This window comes from Amycolatopsis sp. NPDC003865 (assembly GCF_053605345.1).
Genome location: NZ_JBSGJA010000006.1, coordinates 169048 through 184981 on the forward strand (window position 1 = coordinate 169048; position 15934 = coordinate 184981).

Genomic DNA, 15934 nt, shown 5'->3' on the forward strand with positions numbered 1-15934 from the left:
CCGTTCGCCGGGGTCAGGACGGGAGCCGAACGCCCAGGTCGGCCTCCGCCCGCCGGCGCAGGGCGACGCTGCCCTGGGCGCGGGCCAGCTCGGCGGCCGCCCGCAGGCGGGGGACCGGGTCGGCGTCGTGGGCCGCCCGCAGCCGCAGCACCTCCGGCAGCCACCAGCGGTCGTCACGGGCCTCGCCGGCGGCGAGCGCGGCGTCCAGCGTCGCGCGGGCCGCCGGTGGCGGTGCGAGGTCGGCGACCAGCGACAGCCAGTACGGCATCCGGGCGAACGCCCCCTCGGCCTTGAGGTTCGCGACGCCCTCCCGCGCCGCGGCCAGCCCGGCCTCGCCGCCGCGGGACCAGCCGCCCAGCACCAGCGCCCACTCGCGGTAGTAGGCGAAGCCGTAGCGGTCGCACAGCGCGTGCAGCTCCGAGACGGCCGCCCACAGCGCCGGCCGGTCGCGGCGCATCTGGTGGGTGATCCCGGCGTACGCCAGCGCGATGGCCAGGCTGTAGGGCTGCTCGATCCGGCGGGCCAGCGCGATCGCGTCTTCGCTGCTCGCCACGGCCTCCTCGGCGTGGCCGAGCAGCCAGTGGGCGTGCGCCGCCCAGGCCGGCCCATGCACGTCCGGCCGGGTACCGATCGGCCACGACGACGCGCCGCGCGTGCGTTCGGCGCCCAGCTCGAAGTGCCGCAGCGCCTCGGCCGGGTCGTGCCCGAGGCTCAGCGACGAGCCCGCGACGATGAAGTGCGCCGAGCCACCCAGCTCGGCGCTGGTGCCGGGGACGAGGAGCGAGAGGGCGCGCTCGGCCGCCTGGTGCGCCTCCCGCGTCCGGCCCTGGACGAACCGCGACGACCACAGTTCCAGCAGCGCCGTCAGCGCGGATTCCTTGCTGCCGGCCGCCTCCGCGAGCGCGAGCGACCGTTCCAGGACGTGCTGCAGCTCGGGGGAGGCGTACCCGCGGTGGGCGTTGAGCGGCCCGGCGAGCGCCTCGAGGACTTCGAGCTCGGCGCGGTCGCGGTTGCCGCTCGCCGGGCGCGCGCGGACCAGCGTCAGCGCCTCCCGCAGCAGCCGGATCGCCTCGGCGTGCGCGAACGTCCGGGCGGCGACGGCGGCCGCCCGCCGGTAGTGCTCGACCGCGCGGTCCGGGCGCCCGCCGCGGGCGTACTGCTCGGCCAGCTGCGCCGCCACCGCGTCGGTGTCCTCGGCGTGCAGCAGCTCCAGGCCCTGGGCCAGCCGCCGGTGCAGCAGCCACCGCCGCGGCGGGCTGACCTGCTGGTAGGCGGCCTCGCGCAGGAGGTCGTGGGTGAAGTCGTAGCCGCCGCCGACCTCGCGCACGATCCGGCGCCGCCACAGCTCGTCGACGGCCTCGACGACGGTGTCGGCGTCGAGGTCGCTCGCCTCGGTGAGCAGCTCGAGGGTGACGTCCCGGCCCGCCGCGGCGGCGAGCCCGGCGACCTCGCGGGCCGCCGGGCCGGGCTGTTCGAGGCGGGCCCGCAGCACGCCGTCCAGGCGGCCGGACGGCGGGGAATCGTTCGTGCGCAACGCTTCCACGACGTAGAGCGGGAACCCGCCGGTGGCCGCGTGCAGCAGGGTGCGGTCCGACGCGGACAACGGGCGCCCGGCCACCGCTTCGCCGAGCAGCGCGGTGCCCTCGGCGTCGAACGGGCGCAGCGGCAGCTCGGTCAGCTTGCCGTCGTCGCGCAGCTGGGTGGTCCAGGCGGCCACCCCGGGGCCGAGGTCGCCGTCGCGCAGCGTCCCGGCGACCAGCAGCGGCGCGTCCGGCAGGAGGCCGAGGCAGAAGGCGAGGAACGCGCCGGTCTCTTCGTCGCACCACTGGACGTTGTCGAGCACCAGCAGGACGGGCCGCCCGCCGGCGGTGAGCGCGCGGGCGAGCCCTTCGAAGAAGCGCAGGCGCTGCCACGCGTCGACGGTCGGGTGGCCGCCCGCGGCGGGGCGGGCGGCCGGCAGCAGCCGGTCGACCTCGGCGCGCCACCCCGGCTCGAGGGCCGCGGCCGCCCGCCGCACGGCGGGGGTGCGCAGCCAGTCGGCCACCGGCGCCAGCGGGAGCCGCCCGGCCGTGCCGAAGCAGCGGCCGGTGGCCACGACGGCGCCTTCCGCGCGCGCCAGCCCGGCGAGCTCGGTGACGAGCCGCGTCTTGCCGACCCCCGCGTCGCCGCGGACGAGGACGACCCCGGCGCGGCCCGCGGCGGCCGCGTGCCACCGCTGCCCGAGCCGGGCCAGCTCGGCGGCCCGGCCGACGAGCCCGGTGGCCGCCGCGCGCCGGACCTCGGGGCCGGGCCGGGCGAGCAGCCGGCGCAGCGCCGCGCGGGTCGGCTCGGCCGGGACGACGCCGAGCTCGCGTTCGAGGACCGACGCGCACCGGTGGTACGTGCTCACCGCGCCCGCGCGGTCGCCGGCGTCGGCCTGCAGCCCCATCAGCGTCCGGTAGCCGGTCTCTTCGAGGGGGCGCAGCCGGATCCGGCGGCGGGCCGCGGCGAGCGCGGCGGCCGGGTCGCCGGCGGGCGTGCGGCAGATCAGGTCGCACAGCTCGACGCACTGGCGGTCGAGCTCGGCGCGGGCGGCCAGGACCCAGTCGTCGGCCAGTCCGGGCAGCAGCTCGCCGCGGTGGGCCGCGAGCGCGGCCCGCGCGTGGGCGACGGCTTCCCCGGGGTCTTCGGCGGCCAGCGCGGCCCGGTAGGCGACGTCGAACTCGCGCACGTCCACCCGGCTCGACGGCGTGTCCCGCCAGCACAGGTCCCGCGCGGTGACGGCGAGCGAAGGGAGGTCGCCGAGCACGCGGCGCAGCTGGTGCAGCTCGCGGCGCAGGTTGGTCAGGGCCTGCGCGTCGGTGGAGTCCGGCCAGAACAGGCCCGCGAGCAGGCGCCGCGGCTGGGCCAGCCCGGCGTGCACGACGAGGTGGGCCACCAGCGCGACCGAGCGCGGCGACCGCGTCAGCACGGTGCCGGTCGTGTCGTCGGCGATGACCTGCTCGCCCAGCAGCGAGACGCGCAGCACCCGGTCACGCTAGCCCGGAACCGCCGCCGCGGGCGGATCTTCACCCGCGAGGGGTTGCGCCGGGGCGCCCGGGTGCGCAGGCTCGACACCGTGAGCGAGCACGAGTACGACCTCATCGTCATCGGTTCGGGCCCCGGCGGCCAGAAGGCGGCGATCGCGGCGGCGAAGCTGGGCAAGCGGGTGGCGGTCGTGGACCGGCACGACATGGTCGGCGGGGTGTGCGTCAACACCGGCACGATCCCGTCCAAGACACTGCGCGAAGCGGTGCTCTACCTGACCGGGATGAACCAGCGCGAGCTGTACGGCGCGAGCTACCGCGTCAAGCAGGACATCACGATCGCCGACCTGCTGGCGCGCACGCAGCACGTCGTCGGGCGCGAGGTCCAGGTGGTGCGGGCGCAGCTGCTGCGCAACCACGTCGACCTGATCTCCGGCACGGGCTCGTTCGCCGACCCGCACACGGTGGTCGTCGAGAGCAAGCACCCCGGCGACCGCCGGACGCTGAGCGCGGACTACGTCGTGGTCGCCACCGGCACCCGCCCGGCGCGCCCGGCCCAGGTGGACTTCGACGCCGCGCGCGTGCTCGACTCCGACGAGATCCTGCGGCTCGAGCAGATCCCGTCGTCGCTGGTCGTGGTGGGCGCCGGGGTGATCGGGATCGAGTACGCGTCGATGTTCGCCGCGCTCGGTTCCCGCGTCACGGTGGTCGAGCAGCGCGACCACATGCTCGACTTCTGCGACCCGGAGATCGTGGAGTCGCTGAAGTTCCAGCTGCGCGACCTCGGCGTGACGTTCCGCTTCGGCGAGAAGGTCGCGGACGTGGCGGTGTCCGACGACGCGACGATCACGACGCTGGTCAGCGGCAAGCGCATCCCGGCCGATGGCGTCATGTACTCCGCGGGCCGCCAGGGCATGACCGGCGAGCTGGCCCTGGACGCGGCCGGGCTGACGGCGGACGAGCGCGGCCGGCTGGTCGTCGACGAGAACTACCGCACCGAGGTACCGCACATCTACGCGGTCGGCGACGTGATCGGCTTCCCGGCGCTGGCGGCGACGTCGATGGACCAGGGCAGGCTCGCGGCCTACCACGCGTTCGGCGAGCCGGCCAACGGCCTGGGCGCGCTGCAGCCGATCGGCATCTACACGATCCCGGAGATCTCCTACGTCGGGGCGACCGAGGCGCAGCTGACGTCGTCGTCGGTGCCGTACGAGGTCGGCATCGCGCGCTACCGCGAGCTGGCGCGCGGCCAGATCACCGGCGACAGCTACGGGATGCTGAAGCTGCTGGTGTCCACTTCGGACCGCAAGCTGCTGGGGGTGCACGTGTTCGGCACGGGCGCGACCGACCTGGTCCACATCGGACAGGCGGTGATGGGCTGCGGCGGGACCGTCGACTACCTGGTGGACGCGGTGTTCAACTACCCGACGCTGTCGGAGGCGTACAAGGTGGCGGCGCTGGACGCGACCAACAAGATCCGGGCGCTGGACCGCTTCACGTCTTGACCTCAGGAGTCCCACCCGCACCACGCCGATTCGCCTGCGGCGAACCGGTTTGACACTCGACTAGAACATATGTTCGACTGGCGCGGTGCGATGGGATCGGCAGCGAGCGGGGGAGGGTGAGCCGGCACTGCCCGGGCTGGAGGGCCTGGTGCGGTCCGTGCGGTCACCGGAGTTCGACGGCGTCACCTTTCACGAGGTGCACGCGCGCTCCGTGCTGAACAAGGTCCCGTCGGGCTCGGGTGTCCCCTTCGACTGGACCGTGAACCCGTACCGCGGCTGCTCGCACGCCTGCACCTACTGCCTCGAAGGCGGCACGAAGATCCTCATGGCGGACGGCCGCACGCGGGCGCTGTCCGAGCTGAAGGTCGGCGACGAGATCTACGGCACCCGCGGCCACGGCGCGTCCCGGCGGCTCGTGCCCACCCGGGTCGAGGCGCACTGGACGACCCTGCGCGCCGCCTACCGCGTCACCCTGGACGACGGCACCCGGCTCGTCGCCGGCGGTGACCACCGGTTCCTCACGAGCAAGGGCTGGAAGCACGTCACGGGCAGCAAGTTCGGTGCCGCGCAGCGGCCGCACCTCGAGCCCGGCTCCGAACTGATCGGCGTCGGCCGGTTCGCGGCGACGCCGGACGAGACGCTCGGGTACCGGGCCGGCTACCTGTGCGGGATGCTGCGCTCCGGCGGGTTCGCCGCGGAACCGGACGCGGCCGGCCGGGCGCTGGAGTACCTGCCCGACTTCGGCGCGTCCGTCGGGTTCCTCCGGGTGCCGCCGGACCCGGACGCGCACTGGCAGCGCGGGTTCCTCGCCGGCGTCTTCGACCTCGCGGGCGACTACGGCCGGGGCGTCCTCGCCGTGGCGCACGACGAACCCGAGATCGTCGCGGCCTTCGCCGCCGCGCTGACCCGCTTCGGCTTCGCGCACCAGATCGACGAGGTGCCGAAGTTCCCCGCGCGCCAGGAGGTCCGGCTGCTCGGCGGGACCGCGGAGGTGCTGCGGTTCCTGCACGTGGGCAACCCGGCGGTGGCGTGGAAGCGGTCGCTCGACGGCGCGGTGATCGGCGCGAGCCGCCGCCGCGTCGAGGCGATCGAGCCGCTGGGCCTGCAGCTGCCGCTGTTCGACATCACCACCGGCACCGGCGACTTCATCGCCGACGGCATGGTGTCCCACAACTGCTTCGCCCGGAACACCCACACGTACCTGGACTTCGACGCCGGCCACGACTTCGACACCCAGGTCGTGGTGAAGGTCAACGCGCCGGAGGTCCTGGCGGCGCAGCTGAAACGGCCGTCGTGGCGGCGCGAGCCGGTGGCGATGGGCACGAACACCGACCCGTACCAGCGCGCGGAGGGCCGCTACCGGCTGATGCCGGGCATCATCACGGCGCTGGCCCGGTCGGGGACGCCGCTGTCCGTGCTGACGAAGGGCACGGTGCTCGCGCGCGACCTGCCGCTGCTGCAGGAGGTGGCCAAGGACGTGCCGGTGTCGCTCGCGGTCTCGCTGGCGTTGCTGGACGGCGAGCTGCAGCACCGGCTCGAACCGGGCACGCCGAGCCCCCGGGCCCGGCTCGAGCTGATCCGCAAGGCCCGCGACGCGGGACTGCCGTGTTCGGTGCTGGTGGCGCCGGTGCTGCCGTGGCTGACGGACTCGGCCGAGGCGCTCGACGCGCTGTTCGCCCGCCTGGCCGAAGCGGGCGCGACGAGCGCGACGGTGATCCCGCTGCACCTGCGCCCCGGCGCGCGCGAGTGGTTCGGCCGCTGGCTGGCGGGGACGTACCCGGCACTGGTGCCGAAGTACCGCGAGCTGTACGCGCGGGGGAGTTACGTGCAGAAGGCGTACCGGGAGCGGCTGGGGCAGCGGGTGGCGCCGCTGCTCCGGCGGCACGGGCTGCTGCGGAATCCCGGGGAGGATGCGCGGGGGATCGAGCGGGTGCCCGAGCCGCGGATCGAGGTTCCGGCCGCGGAACAGCTCCGGCTGCTCTGAGCCAGGCCGCGCCGAGGTGGCCGGGGGCGGCGGGTGGCTGCTCTTTGGCCGACGTGCGCTGGGCTGCCGGGCGGCCGGTCTCGCCCCGGCAGCGGCCGTCGGCCGTCCTGCGGTCCTGAGGCCCTGAGGCCCTGAGGCCCTGAGGCCCTGAGGCCCTGAGGCCCTGCGGTCCGCGGTCCTGCGGCCCAGGGGGCCCGCGGCCCCGCCGTCCCCGTCCCGCCGCCCCGAGGCCCCGCTGTCCCGCGGCCCGCCGTCCAGCCTGCCGCGGCCCCGCCGTCCCGCGGCCCCGCGGACCTCGCGGATCGGCTGCCCCCGGCCGCATATCGCCCCCAAGCCGCGCTGACCGGCCACTCCCAGCCTGCCGCGGCCACGCGAGTCCCTCGGCTGTCCTTTGTGGACAATCGCGGCCCGCGGTGCGTGATCACCCGGCTCGCCGCCGTGTGGGTGAAGGCGTCACCCCATCGCCTCCGGCGCCGTTCGAACTGCGCCGTTCGCCGTAGTCCTCACCCGATTGCGCGGCCGAGTCGGCGGCTTGCGGAAAAATGTCCGATCGTGTCGTTGTCGCCCCGGCTCGCCGACGCCTAACGTCGAAGGGATCGATGCGGAAGGGAGAGCGGTGATGACGACCTCGCAGACCGACCGGGTCGCGGCCGCCCGGCTCGCGTGGGCCGCTCTGAAGCTGACCCGGGCCGGCCGGCACCCCGTCGGCGTCGAACGGCTCGCCGCCACCGTCGGCGTCGCCCCCGTCGAAGCGCGCCGGCTCGTCGAACTGATCGGCTTCACCCTCCACCGCGACCTCGTCAGCACCGGGCCCGCCCCGCGCGGCGCCCACCACCGCCTCCAGCCCGCCGAAGGCACCCTCGGCGCCGGGCCGGACGGCACCGTCGACATGTTCCTGCTGGCCATCGCCACCGGCGAGCGGGTGCACGCCGCCGCGACCTGCCCGGTCACCGGGACGCGGGTCCGGATCGAGCTCACCTCGACCGGGATCCTGCTGGCCGACCCGCCGTCGGCCGTCGTCGCGGCGATCGACCTGGGCTTCGGCCTCGAGCACGCCGACGCCATGGCCTGCGCCGGCCAGCCGTTCTTCTCCTCCGCCTCGGCGGCCGCGAGCTGGCTGGTCGCCCACCCCGGCGGCCGCATCTACCAGGTCGCCGCCTACCTCGCCCAGGCCCACCGGCTGGTGGCCGCGCTCGAGACCCGGCCGAAGTACGTGCTCTGACCACCGCGCAACCCCAGCCTGCCGACGTCCTAAGCTGGGTGGTTCGTTAGCCTTTCCGGGCAGCGAGGAACCCCAGGTCGAAGGAGAGCAGTCGCAGTGCTCCGCACTCACAACGCCGGCACCCTGCGTGCCGAGCAGGCCGGACAGACCGTCACCCTCACCGGATGGGTGGCCCGGCGGCGCGATCACGGCGGCGTCATCTTCATCGACCTGAGGGACGCCAGCGGCGTCGCCCAGGTCGTCTTCCGCGAAGGCGAAATGGCCGAGCGCGCGCACGCGCTGCGGTCGGAGTTCTGCGTGAAGATCGTCGGCGAGGTCGCGAAGCGCCCCGAGGGCAACGCGAACGCCGAGATCCCCACCGGCGAGATCGAGGTCCTCGCGACCCAGCTCGAGGTGCTGTCCGAGGCCGCGCCGCTGCCGTTCCCGATCGACGACCGCGTCGACGTCGGCGAAGAGGTCCGCCTCAAGCACCGCTACCTCGACCTGCGCCGCAGCGGCCCGGCCGCGGCCATGCGCCTGCGCAGCGAGGTCAGCCGCGCCGCGCGCGAAGTGCTGCACGCCCAGGACTTCGTCGAGATCGAGACCCCGACGATGACCCGCTCGACGCCCGAAGGTGCTCGCGACTTCCTGGTCCCGGCCCGGCTCAAGCCCGGCTCCTGGTACGCGCTGCCGCAGTCGCCGCAGCTGTTCAAGCAGCTGCTCATGGTCGGCGGCATGGAGCGGTACTACCAGATCGCCCGCTGCTACCGCGACGAAGACTTCCGCGCCGACCGCCAGCCCGAGTTCACCCAGCTCGACATCGAGATGAGCTTCGTCGAGCAGGACGACGTCATCGCGCTCGGCGAGGACATCGTGTCCGCGCTGTGGAAGCTGATCGGGCACGAGATCCCGCGGCCGATCCCGCGCATCACCTACCACGAGGCGATGGCCAAGTACGGCTCGGACAAGCCGGACCTGCGCTTCGACCTCGAGATCACCGACATGACGGAGTTCTTCGCCGACACGCCGTTCCGCGTGTTCCAGGCCCCGTACGTCGGCGCGGTCGTCATGGCGGGCGGCGCCGACCAGCCGCGCCGCCAGCTCGACGCGTGGCAGGAGTGGGCGAAGCAGCGCGGCGCGCGCGGCCTCGCCTACATCCTCGTGAACGAGGACGGCACGCTCGGCGGTCCCGTCGCGAAGAACCTGTCCGAGACCGAGCGCGAAAACGTCGCCGCCGCGGCGGGCGCGAAGCCGGGCGACTGCATCTTCTTCGCCGCGGGCAAGGCCGCGTCGACGCAGCCGCTGCTCGGCGCCGCGCGTGACGAAATCGGCAAGCGGCTCGGCCTGATCGACGAGGACGCCTGGTCGTTCGTGTGGGTCGTCGACGCGCCGCTGTTCGCGCCGGTCGAGGACATCGGCGACGACGTCGCGGTCGGCTCCGGCAAGTGGACCGCGGTGCACCACGCGTTCACCTCGCCGACCCCGGAGTGGATCGACAAGTTCGAGCAGGACCCGGGCAACGCACTGGCCTACGCCTACGACATCGTCTGCAACGGCAACGAAATCGGCGGCGGCTCGATCCGTATCCACCGCGGCGACGTCCAGAAGCGCGTCTTCAACCTCATGGGCCTCGGCGAGGAAGAGGCGCAGGAGAAGTTCGGCTTCCTGCTCGACGCCTTCGCCTTCGGCCCGCCGCCGCACGGCGGCATCGCCTTCGGCTGGGACCGCATCGTCATGCTGCTGGCCAAGGCCGACTCGCTGCGTGACGTGATCGCGTTCCCGAAGACCGGCGGCGGCTACGACCCGCTGACCGCGGCGCCCGCGCCGATCACGGCGCAGCAGCGCAAGGAAGCCGGCATCGACGCGAAGCCGGCGCCCGCCCCGCAGAGCTAGTGCTGCACCTCAGGGCCGTGTGCCCGCCGGAAGTCACCGCGCAAGCGCTGGACGTCCTGCGGGCCCACGCCGGGACGGCACACCTGATCGCGCACCGCGGCGCCGCCGTGGAACCGCCGGGTGACCTGGTCGAGGCCGACATCGCGCGCGAAGCGGCCGACGAGATCGTCGACGCGCTGTGCGCGCTCGGCCTCGACCACACCGGTGGCATCACGCTCGAAGCGCTCGACACCGCGCTGTCCGACGCCGCCGACCGGGCGGAGGAGGCGGCGCCCGGCGAAGGCGCGGACGCCGTCGTGTGGGAGGAGCTCGTCGCCCGCACGGGCGAGGAGTCCCGGATGAACGTCACGTTCCTGGCGTTCCTCACCATCGCCTGCCTGCTCGCCGCGGTCGGCGTGCTGACGAACTCCGCGGTGACGATCGTCGGCGCGATGGTCGTCGGCCCGGAGTTCGGGCCGCTGGCCGCGCTCGCGGTCGGGCTCGTCCTGCGCCGCGGCGACCTCCTGCGCCGGGCGGGTGCGGCGCTGGGCGTCGGCTTCCCGCTGGCGATGGTCGTGACGCTGGGTGGCGCGCTGCTCGTGCGCGCGACCGACGTCTTCGGCGAAAAGGCCTTCCAGCTGGACCAGAACCACGAAGTCGACTTCGTGTTCTCCGTCGGTGTGCCCTCGCTGGTCGTCGCGATGCTCGCCGGCGCCGCCGGGATGCTGGCGATGACCTCGGCGAAGTCGGCCGCGCTGGTGGGCGTCTTCATCTCCGTGACGACGGTGCCGGCCGCGGGCTACGCGGTCGTCGCGGCCGTGGCGGGGGAGTGGAGCCGGTGCCTCCAGTCGGTCGGCCAGCTGCTGGTCAACCTTCTCGGAATCGTTGCAGCAGCGGCCATTGTGTTGACTCTGCGCCGGAATGGGCAACGTTCACGGGTGGGAACGCGTCCGCTTTCACGGGGATGACCGGTCCGGACCGGGCGCTTCTTCTTGTCCGGATGTCAGTAGTCATGGTTGCTCAGTCACGAGTAGGGTCGGTGACAATGACAGTCGACACCTCCTCCGCCGGCGACGCTGGGGTCGGGGCAGGAGCCGAGCACCTCGCCGTGGCCGCGGCGGTCGCGGCGGGCGAGTCCGTTCTCTCGCGCCGGTTCGGCAGTACGATCACGCTGGTCGCGCCCGAGGACCTCGCGGGGAGCGGGCCCGCGACGGTGGTCCGGGCGCGGGTGGTGTCGTCGTCGTTCGCGCTGCCGCGCACGCTGGTCATCAAGCACTACCCGGAGTCACCGCCGCCGGGCGTGGCCGACCCGTTCGCGCAGGAGGCGGTCAGCTACCAGCTGTTCACCGCGCTGGCGCCGGACGAGCGGATGTGCCCGGAGCTGCTGGCCCACGACGGCCGCGACCGCGTGCTGGTGCTGGAGGACCTCGGCCGCACCCCGACGCTGGAGGACAAGCTCTACGCCCGCGACTCCCGCGCGGCCGAGCGCGCGTTGCTGTCGTGGGCGCGGTCGCTCGGCAGGCTGCACGCGAGCACGGCGGGCCGCGAGGCCGACTTCAACGCGTTGCTGCGGCGCCTCGGCGGCCCGGCGAAGAACGACGCGAGCGGCGACGACGAGCTGTGCGCGCGGGTGCCGGCGGTGATCCAGGAGCGCCTCGGCATCCCGGTGCCGGACGAGGTGCTGACGCAGGTGGCGGAGGCGCTGGAGCAGTCGCGGTCGGCGGGGTTCCGCGCGTTCAGCCCGGTGGAGCTGAGCCCGGACAACAACCTGGTGACGGGCGAAAGCGTCCGGTTCCTCGACTTCGAGTACGGCTGCGTCCGCTCGGCCCTGGTCGACGCGGCGCACCTGCGGCTGCCGTTCGCGAGCTGGCCGGACGCGCTGGCCCTGCCGGCGGGCATGAGCGAAGCGATGATCGCGGCGTGGCGCGCGGAGGTGGTCGGGGTCTGGCCGGCCTTCGGCGACGACGACGTGCTGGCCGGGCACCTGACGACCAGCGAGCTGCTACGGGTGTGGCTGATCACGGGCGAGGAGCTGGGGTCGCTGGACCTGTCCCGGCACGCGGCCCCGGTGAGCCGGGAGGCGGCGCTGGTGACGTGGTGGCGCGATCTGGCCAAGCACGCGGGGTATGTCCGGATGACGGCGGTTTCGGAGTTCGCGGCCCGGGTGGCGGCGGCGCTGGCGGCGCGGCTGGGACCGCACGCCGATCTGGCGTTCTACCCGGCTTTCCGCTGAGTCGCCTGCGGTTGTCCACAGCCCCGACGTGATGTGGACAAGCCGCGCGGCCGGCGGGCCTTCCGCGCGGTTTTGGCGGGCCCTCCCGATACGCTGGAAGCGGGGGAGCCCCCAAGGGAGGGCGGGCTCTCGTTCGGGCGGGGGAGGGGCGGCTCTGCCGCTGGAACGTCGCACTTCCCGCGCTGGGCAAGACGGCGCCCCGCTCGGTGCCCCGATCGCCCCCGAGCCCGGTCAGTGAGCCCGGTCGCCGAACCCGGCCACGGAACCTCGCTACCGAGCCCTGCCCAGACGATGTGAACGACTCGGTCATGTCGCCTGGCGACGTGAAAGAGTCATTCATGCCATCCCGGCACCCGGCCGAACAGGACATTTCCGGCTCCTGTGAGGTGAGCGTCAAGAATTAGGCGCTCCGTCCCAGGCGCGTTACCTCGTCCTCACCGGGTGTGAGTCTCCGTGGCCGATGGTCGTGGACGTGACCGTGATCAGTGTCGAAGTCACTCCCGAACCTCCCCGGCCCACGCGGCCCCCGCTCGCCGCCGTGCCCGCGCTCAGGCACGCCGAGCGGCTCGTCGTGCTCGGGGACTCCACCGCCGTCGGGCTGGGGGATCCGCTGCCCCGGCGGGGTGGCTGGCGGGGCGTCGGCCCGCTCGTCGCCGCCGCGCTCGGGGTCGGGCCCGGCGGCTACCTCAACCCCGCCTTCACCGGCGCCCGGATGCGGTGCGTGCTCACCGAGCAGGTGCCCGCCGCCGTCGCGCACCGGGCCGATGTCGCGCTGCTCGTCGCCGGCATGAACGACACCCTGCGCCCGGACTTCGACGCCGCCCGGATCGCCGCCGACCTCACCGAGGTCATCCGCCGGCTCCGCGAGGTGGGCACCACCGTCGTCCCGGTCCGGTTCCACGACCACAGCAAGGTGTTCCGCCTCCCGCCGTCGCTCAAGCGCGCCCTCAGCGCCCGCGTCGCCGAGCTGAACGCCGCCATCGACGAGGTCGTCGCCCGTGAAGGCGTCCCCTGCCTCGACCTCGACCGCCTGCCCGGCGCCTACGACCTCACCGTCTGGAGCGTCGACCGGCTGCACCCCTCGGAGCTCGGCCACCGCCTGCTCGCGGACGGCTTCACCGGCCTGCTCGCCGAAGCCGGTTTCGCCGTGCCGGAGCCGGTGAGCCTCACCTGCGGCGGCGGGGTCGAACCGAGTGCGGCGGGGCACGTGGGGTGGCTGGTGCTCAAGGGGATCCCGTGGCTCTGGCGCCGCGGCCGCGAGTTCCTGCCCTACGCCGCGGTCATCATGTGGAACTCGTTCCGCGCCCGCTGAACACGCGCAGCGCTTCGGCGTCCGAAGCCGGATCGCGGACGAAGTAGTCCACCCACTCCTCGATGCCGGGATATCCCGACCGCGCGGTCAGGACAGCGCAAGCCGCTTCGACGTCGTACGCCGTGCAACGCAGCTCGACGCCGTCGCCGAGCAATGCCCAGTGCGCACCTCGCGCGCCGTACGGCATCCCGACGCTGCCGGGGTTGACGATCAGCCGCCGGTCGGCGAGCCGGACGAACGGCATGTGCGTGTGCCCGCACGCGACCACCTGCTCGGCGACGCCGTCGAGGACTTCCGCCCAGCGTTCCAGCGGGCTGTCGACGAGCACGATTTCCGTGTCGTCGCGCGGGGTCGCGTGGCAGTACAGCACGCCGTCGAGCGAGACCGTCAGCGGCAGCGCGTCCAGGATTGGCAGGTCCGCGGGACGCAGCTGCCGCGCGGCCCACGGGAAGATGGGGTCCGGCACGAACTTCCCGGTGCCGCGGGCCGACGCCGCCAGCTCGCGATCGGCGTTGCCGCGCACCCACACCGCCCGCGAGCCCAGCGCCCGCAACCGGTCCATGGTCTGCACCGGCATCGGGCCGGCCAGCATGTCCCCGAGCAGCACGATCTTCTCCGCCGCCGCGACGTCCGGCTCCGCGAGCACCGCCTCCAACGCGGGGAGCACGCCGTGGATGTCGGCCAGCACCGCCACCTTCATCGCCCCACCTTGGGGCACGGCCGCGCCCCGGGCGAGGGGTTTCGCCCAGGGCGCAACCGGTTCACGCCGTGGTGAGCGGCAGTTCCCGCACGCCGGTCATGTTCGGGTTGATCTGGAACTTCGGCGGTTCACCCGGGATCGTGCGCAGCGCGGGGTAGCGGTCGAACAGGATGTTCAGCGCCACCCGGCCTTCGAGCCGCGCGAGCGGTGCCCCGATGCAGAAGTGGATCCCCCGGCCGAACGCCAGGTGCGGGTTCGGGTCCCGCAGCGGGTTGAACGTGTCCGGGTCGGCGAACACGCGGTCGTCACGGTTGGCCGCCGCGACCCAGACCATCAGCATCCGGTCCGCGGGCACGGTCGTCCCGCCCAGCTCGACCTCGCGGTTCGTCGCGCGGGCCACCGCCGCGAAGGGCGACAGGTACCGCAGCGACTCTTCGATCACCGGCGGCACGAGCGACCGGTCGGCGCGCACGCGCTCGTCCCACTCCGGGTGGGTGTCCAGGCACAGCACCGCGTTGCCGAGCAGCATCGTGGTGGTGATGTGCCCGGCCAGCAGCAGGACGTTCGCGAAGTTGACGACTTCGTTGCGCGTCAGCCGTTCCCCGTCGAGCTCGGCTTCGACGAGCTTCGTCAGCAGGTCCTCCCGTGGCTGCTTCCGCCGCTCGTCGACGTGCGTGCCGAGGTAGTCCGTAAGCGCTTTCTGTCCCTCCAGGGACTTCTTGACCGCTTCTTGCCGTCCCTCCGTCTGCTCCTTCAGGGAGAACTGCTCCGAGGAGTCGAACAGCTTGTCCACCCAGCCCTTGAACAGGGTCCGGTCGCTCGCGGGGACCCCCAGCAGCTCCGCGATGACGATCACCGGCAACGGGTAGGCCAGGTCCTCGACCAGTTCGAGCCGGCCGGCGGACCCCGCCGCGTCGAGCAGCTCGCGCGTCACCGCGGCGATCCGCGGCTCCAGGTCGGCGACGACCTTCGGCGTGAACGCCCGGCTGACCAGCTTGCGCATCTTGTTGTGCAGCGGCGGGTCCAGCTGCAGCAGGTTCCCCGCCTGCAGCTCCTCGAAGTCGACGTCGACGTCCTGGCCGGCCATCAGGTCCTTCGGCACGAGCCGGGTGGTGTCCGAGGAGTACGTCGCCGGGTCGCGGAGCACCTCTTCGGCCTCCGGGTGCCCGTAGACGTTCCAGAACCCGAGGTCGGCGGCGTGGTGCACGCGCTCCTCGGGCTGCTTCCCCCGCAGCCAGAACTGGGCTTCGTGGAGTCCCCAGGTGTCCGCTTGTGTGGTGGTCATGTCCGCCCCTTCTTTCCCCTGTGTGCTCCCGGGATCAGCCGGGAGCCTGCGCGGGATCGTGTGCGTAGATCCCTTTCCGGTAGCCCGAGACGAGCTCCTCGAGCGCCGAACCCAGTTCCGCCGCCACGTCCGCGACCGCCGCGGGATCGGGCTCCCCGGCCGGCTCGAACGAGGTGCGGATGATGTGCGCGAGGACCGCCGCCTTCTCTTCCAGCGCGATGTCGTCGAACTCGTCCGACAGCGTGTCGCCGAGGTAGAAGCCGAGCGTCGCCGCGTGCAGCGCGTAGGTCACGTTCGGGACGTCCGAGCGGATCAGCCCGCGCCGGAGCATCGCTTCCTCGAACTGCCCGCGCAGCTCGTCCTGCTGTTTGCGCAGGGCGAGGTCGCCGAGCGAACCGAACATCTCCGCGTTGCCGCGCAGCATCGCCATCACCAGCGGACGGCGGTGCGTGGCCAGGAATGACGCCGAGATCATCCGGTGCGGGAGGATCATCGCCGGATCGGCCTTGATCGCCCCCAGGATCTCGTCGGTCAGGTCGGCCGACTCGCGCATCATCAGCGCCTGGAACAGCAGTTCCTTGTTGCGCCAGTGCAGGTAGACGGTGCCCTTGCCGATGCCGACCGCGCGCGCGATGTCGTCCACCGCCACCTTGCGATAGCCCATGCGCAGCAGCAGTTCGCCCGCCGCGTCCAGGATGCGGTCGGCGCGCTCGCGGTTCGGATGGCTCATGCGTGCGTCCACCTGCTGGTTCGTTGAGAGTTTGACCTGTTGACCGGATTGGCACTTTCGGTCAATCGGTCATCGCCACGGTAGCGCCGATGCGCCGACCACGGCAA

At 73.5% G+C, this 15934-nt stretch carries 11 protein-coding genes; 7 read left to right on the forward strand and 4 right to left on the reverse strand.

All coding sequences use genetic code 11. The features are described from left to right. Positions 1-13: 13 nt before the first annotated feature. Positions 14-3007 carry an ATP-binding protein gene (locus tag ACWEVP_RS16835; RefSeq protein WP_452063445.1) on the reverse strand — a complete coding sequence of 998 codons (2994 nt, stop codon included), beginning with the start codon at positions 3005-3007 and terminating at the stop codon, positions 14-16. Positions 3008-3097: 90 nt separating this feature from the next. Between ACWEVP_RS16835 and sthA the strand changes: the two genes are divergently transcribed. The 7 genes from sthA (at position 3098) to ACWEVP_RS16870 (ending at position 13112) form a co-directional block, all read left to right on the forward strand. Beyond that, entirely contained in the window at positions 3098-4510 is a 1413-nt protein-coding gene (gene sthA / locus ACWEVP_RS16840; RefSeq protein WP_452063446.1) for a Si-specific NAD(P)(+) transhydrogenase, read from the forward strand. A gap of 85 nt (positions 4511-4595) precedes the next feature. Then, positions 4596-6494 (forward strand): intein-containing Rv2578c family radical SAM protein, encoded by a 1899-nt coding sequence (locus tag ACWEVP_RS16845; RefSeq protein WP_452063447.1) that lies wholly within the window; start codon positions 4596-4598, stop codon positions 6492-6494. A gap of 619 nt (positions 6495-7113) precedes the next feature. Continuing rightward, positions 7114-7716, forward strand: a complete 603-nt coding sequence (gene merB, locus ACWEVP_RS16850; protein ID WP_452063448.1) for an organomercurial lyase — start codon at positions 7114-7116, stop codon at positions 7714-7716. 96 nt (positions 7717-7812) lie between these two features. Next, positions 7813-9588: an aspartate--tRNA ligase gene (aspS, locus tag ACWEVP_RS16855; protein WP_452063449.1), complete on the forward strand. Its 1776-nt coding sequence runs from the start codon at positions 7813-7815 to the stop codon at positions 9586-9588. Further along, complete coding sequence (locus ACWEVP_RS16860; RefSeq protein WP_452063450.1) at positions 9588-10535, forward strand: DUF389 domain-containing protein; 948 nt, start codon at positions 9588-9590, stop codon at positions 10533-10535. The genes aspS and ACWEVP_RS16860 overlap by 1 nt, the downstream gene beginning before the upstream one ends. Positions 10536-10612: 77 nt before the next feature. Beyond that, complete coding sequence (locus tag ACWEVP_RS16865) at positions 10613-11800, forward strand: phosphotransferase (RefSeq protein WP_452063451.1); 1188 nt, start codon at positions 10613-10615, stop codon at positions 11798-11800. Between the two features lie 460 nt (positions 11801-12260). After that, entirely contained in the window at positions 12261-13112 is an 852-nt protein-coding gene (locus tag ACWEVP_RS16870; protein ID WP_452063452.1) for an SGNH/GDSL hydrolase family protein, read from the forward strand. Here ACWEVP_RS16870 and ACWEVP_RS16875 read toward each other — a convergent pair. From ACWEVP_RS16875 to ACWEVP_RS16885, 3 genes are all read right to left on the reverse strand, one after another. Then, on the reverse strand, positions 13084-13812 hold the full coding sequence (locus ACWEVP_RS16875; protein WP_452063453.1) for a metallophosphoesterase family protein: 729 nt from the start codon (positions 13810-13812) through the stop codon (positions 13084-13086). The two genes, ACWEVP_RS16870 and ACWEVP_RS16875, sit on opposite strands and share 29 nt — an antisense overlap. Before the next feature lie 61 nt (positions 13813-13873). After that, the gene (locus ACWEVP_RS16880) at positions 13874-15097 is read right to left on the reverse strand and encodes a cytochrome P450 (RefSeq protein WP_452063454.1); all 1224 of its coding nucleotides are present in this window, start codon (positions 15095-15097) and stop codon (positions 13874-13876) included. Between the two features lie 34 nt (positions 15098-15131). Further along, on the reverse strand, positions 15132-15827 hold the full coding sequence (locus ACWEVP_RS16885) for a TetR/AcrR family transcriptional regulator (RefSeq protein WP_452063455.1): 696 nt from the start codon (positions 15825-15827) through the stop codon (positions 15132-15134). Between the last annotated feature and the right edge of the window lie 107 nt (positions 15828-15934).

Bases quoted from the DNA above. Each gene is read 5' to 3' on its own strand.
- ACWEVP_RS16885 (WP_452063455.1), bottom strand. From the start codon at position 15,827: ATGAGCCATCCGAACCGCGAGCGCGCCGACCGCATCCTGGACGCGGCG.
- ACWEVP_RS16880 (WP_452063454.1), bottom strand. From the start codon at position 15,097: ATGACCACCACACAAGCGGACACCTGGGGACTCCACGAAGCCCAGTTC.
- merB (WP_452063448.1), top strand. From the start codon at position 7,114: ATGACGACCTCGCAGACCGACCGGGTCGCGGCCGCCCGGCTCGCGTGG.
- ACWEVP_RS16865 (WP_452063451.1), top strand. From the start codon at position 10,613: ATGACAGTCGACACCTCCTCCGCCGGCGACGCTGGGGTCGGGGCAGGA.
- ACWEVP_RS16875 (WP_452063453.1), bottom strand. From the start codon at position 13,812: ATGAAGGTGGCGGTGCTGGCCGACATCCACGGCGTGCTCCCCGCGTTG.
- ACWEVP_RS16870 (WP_452063452.1), top strand. From the start codon at position 12,261: ATGGTCGTGGACGTGACCGTGATCAGTGTCGAAGTCACTCCCGAACCT.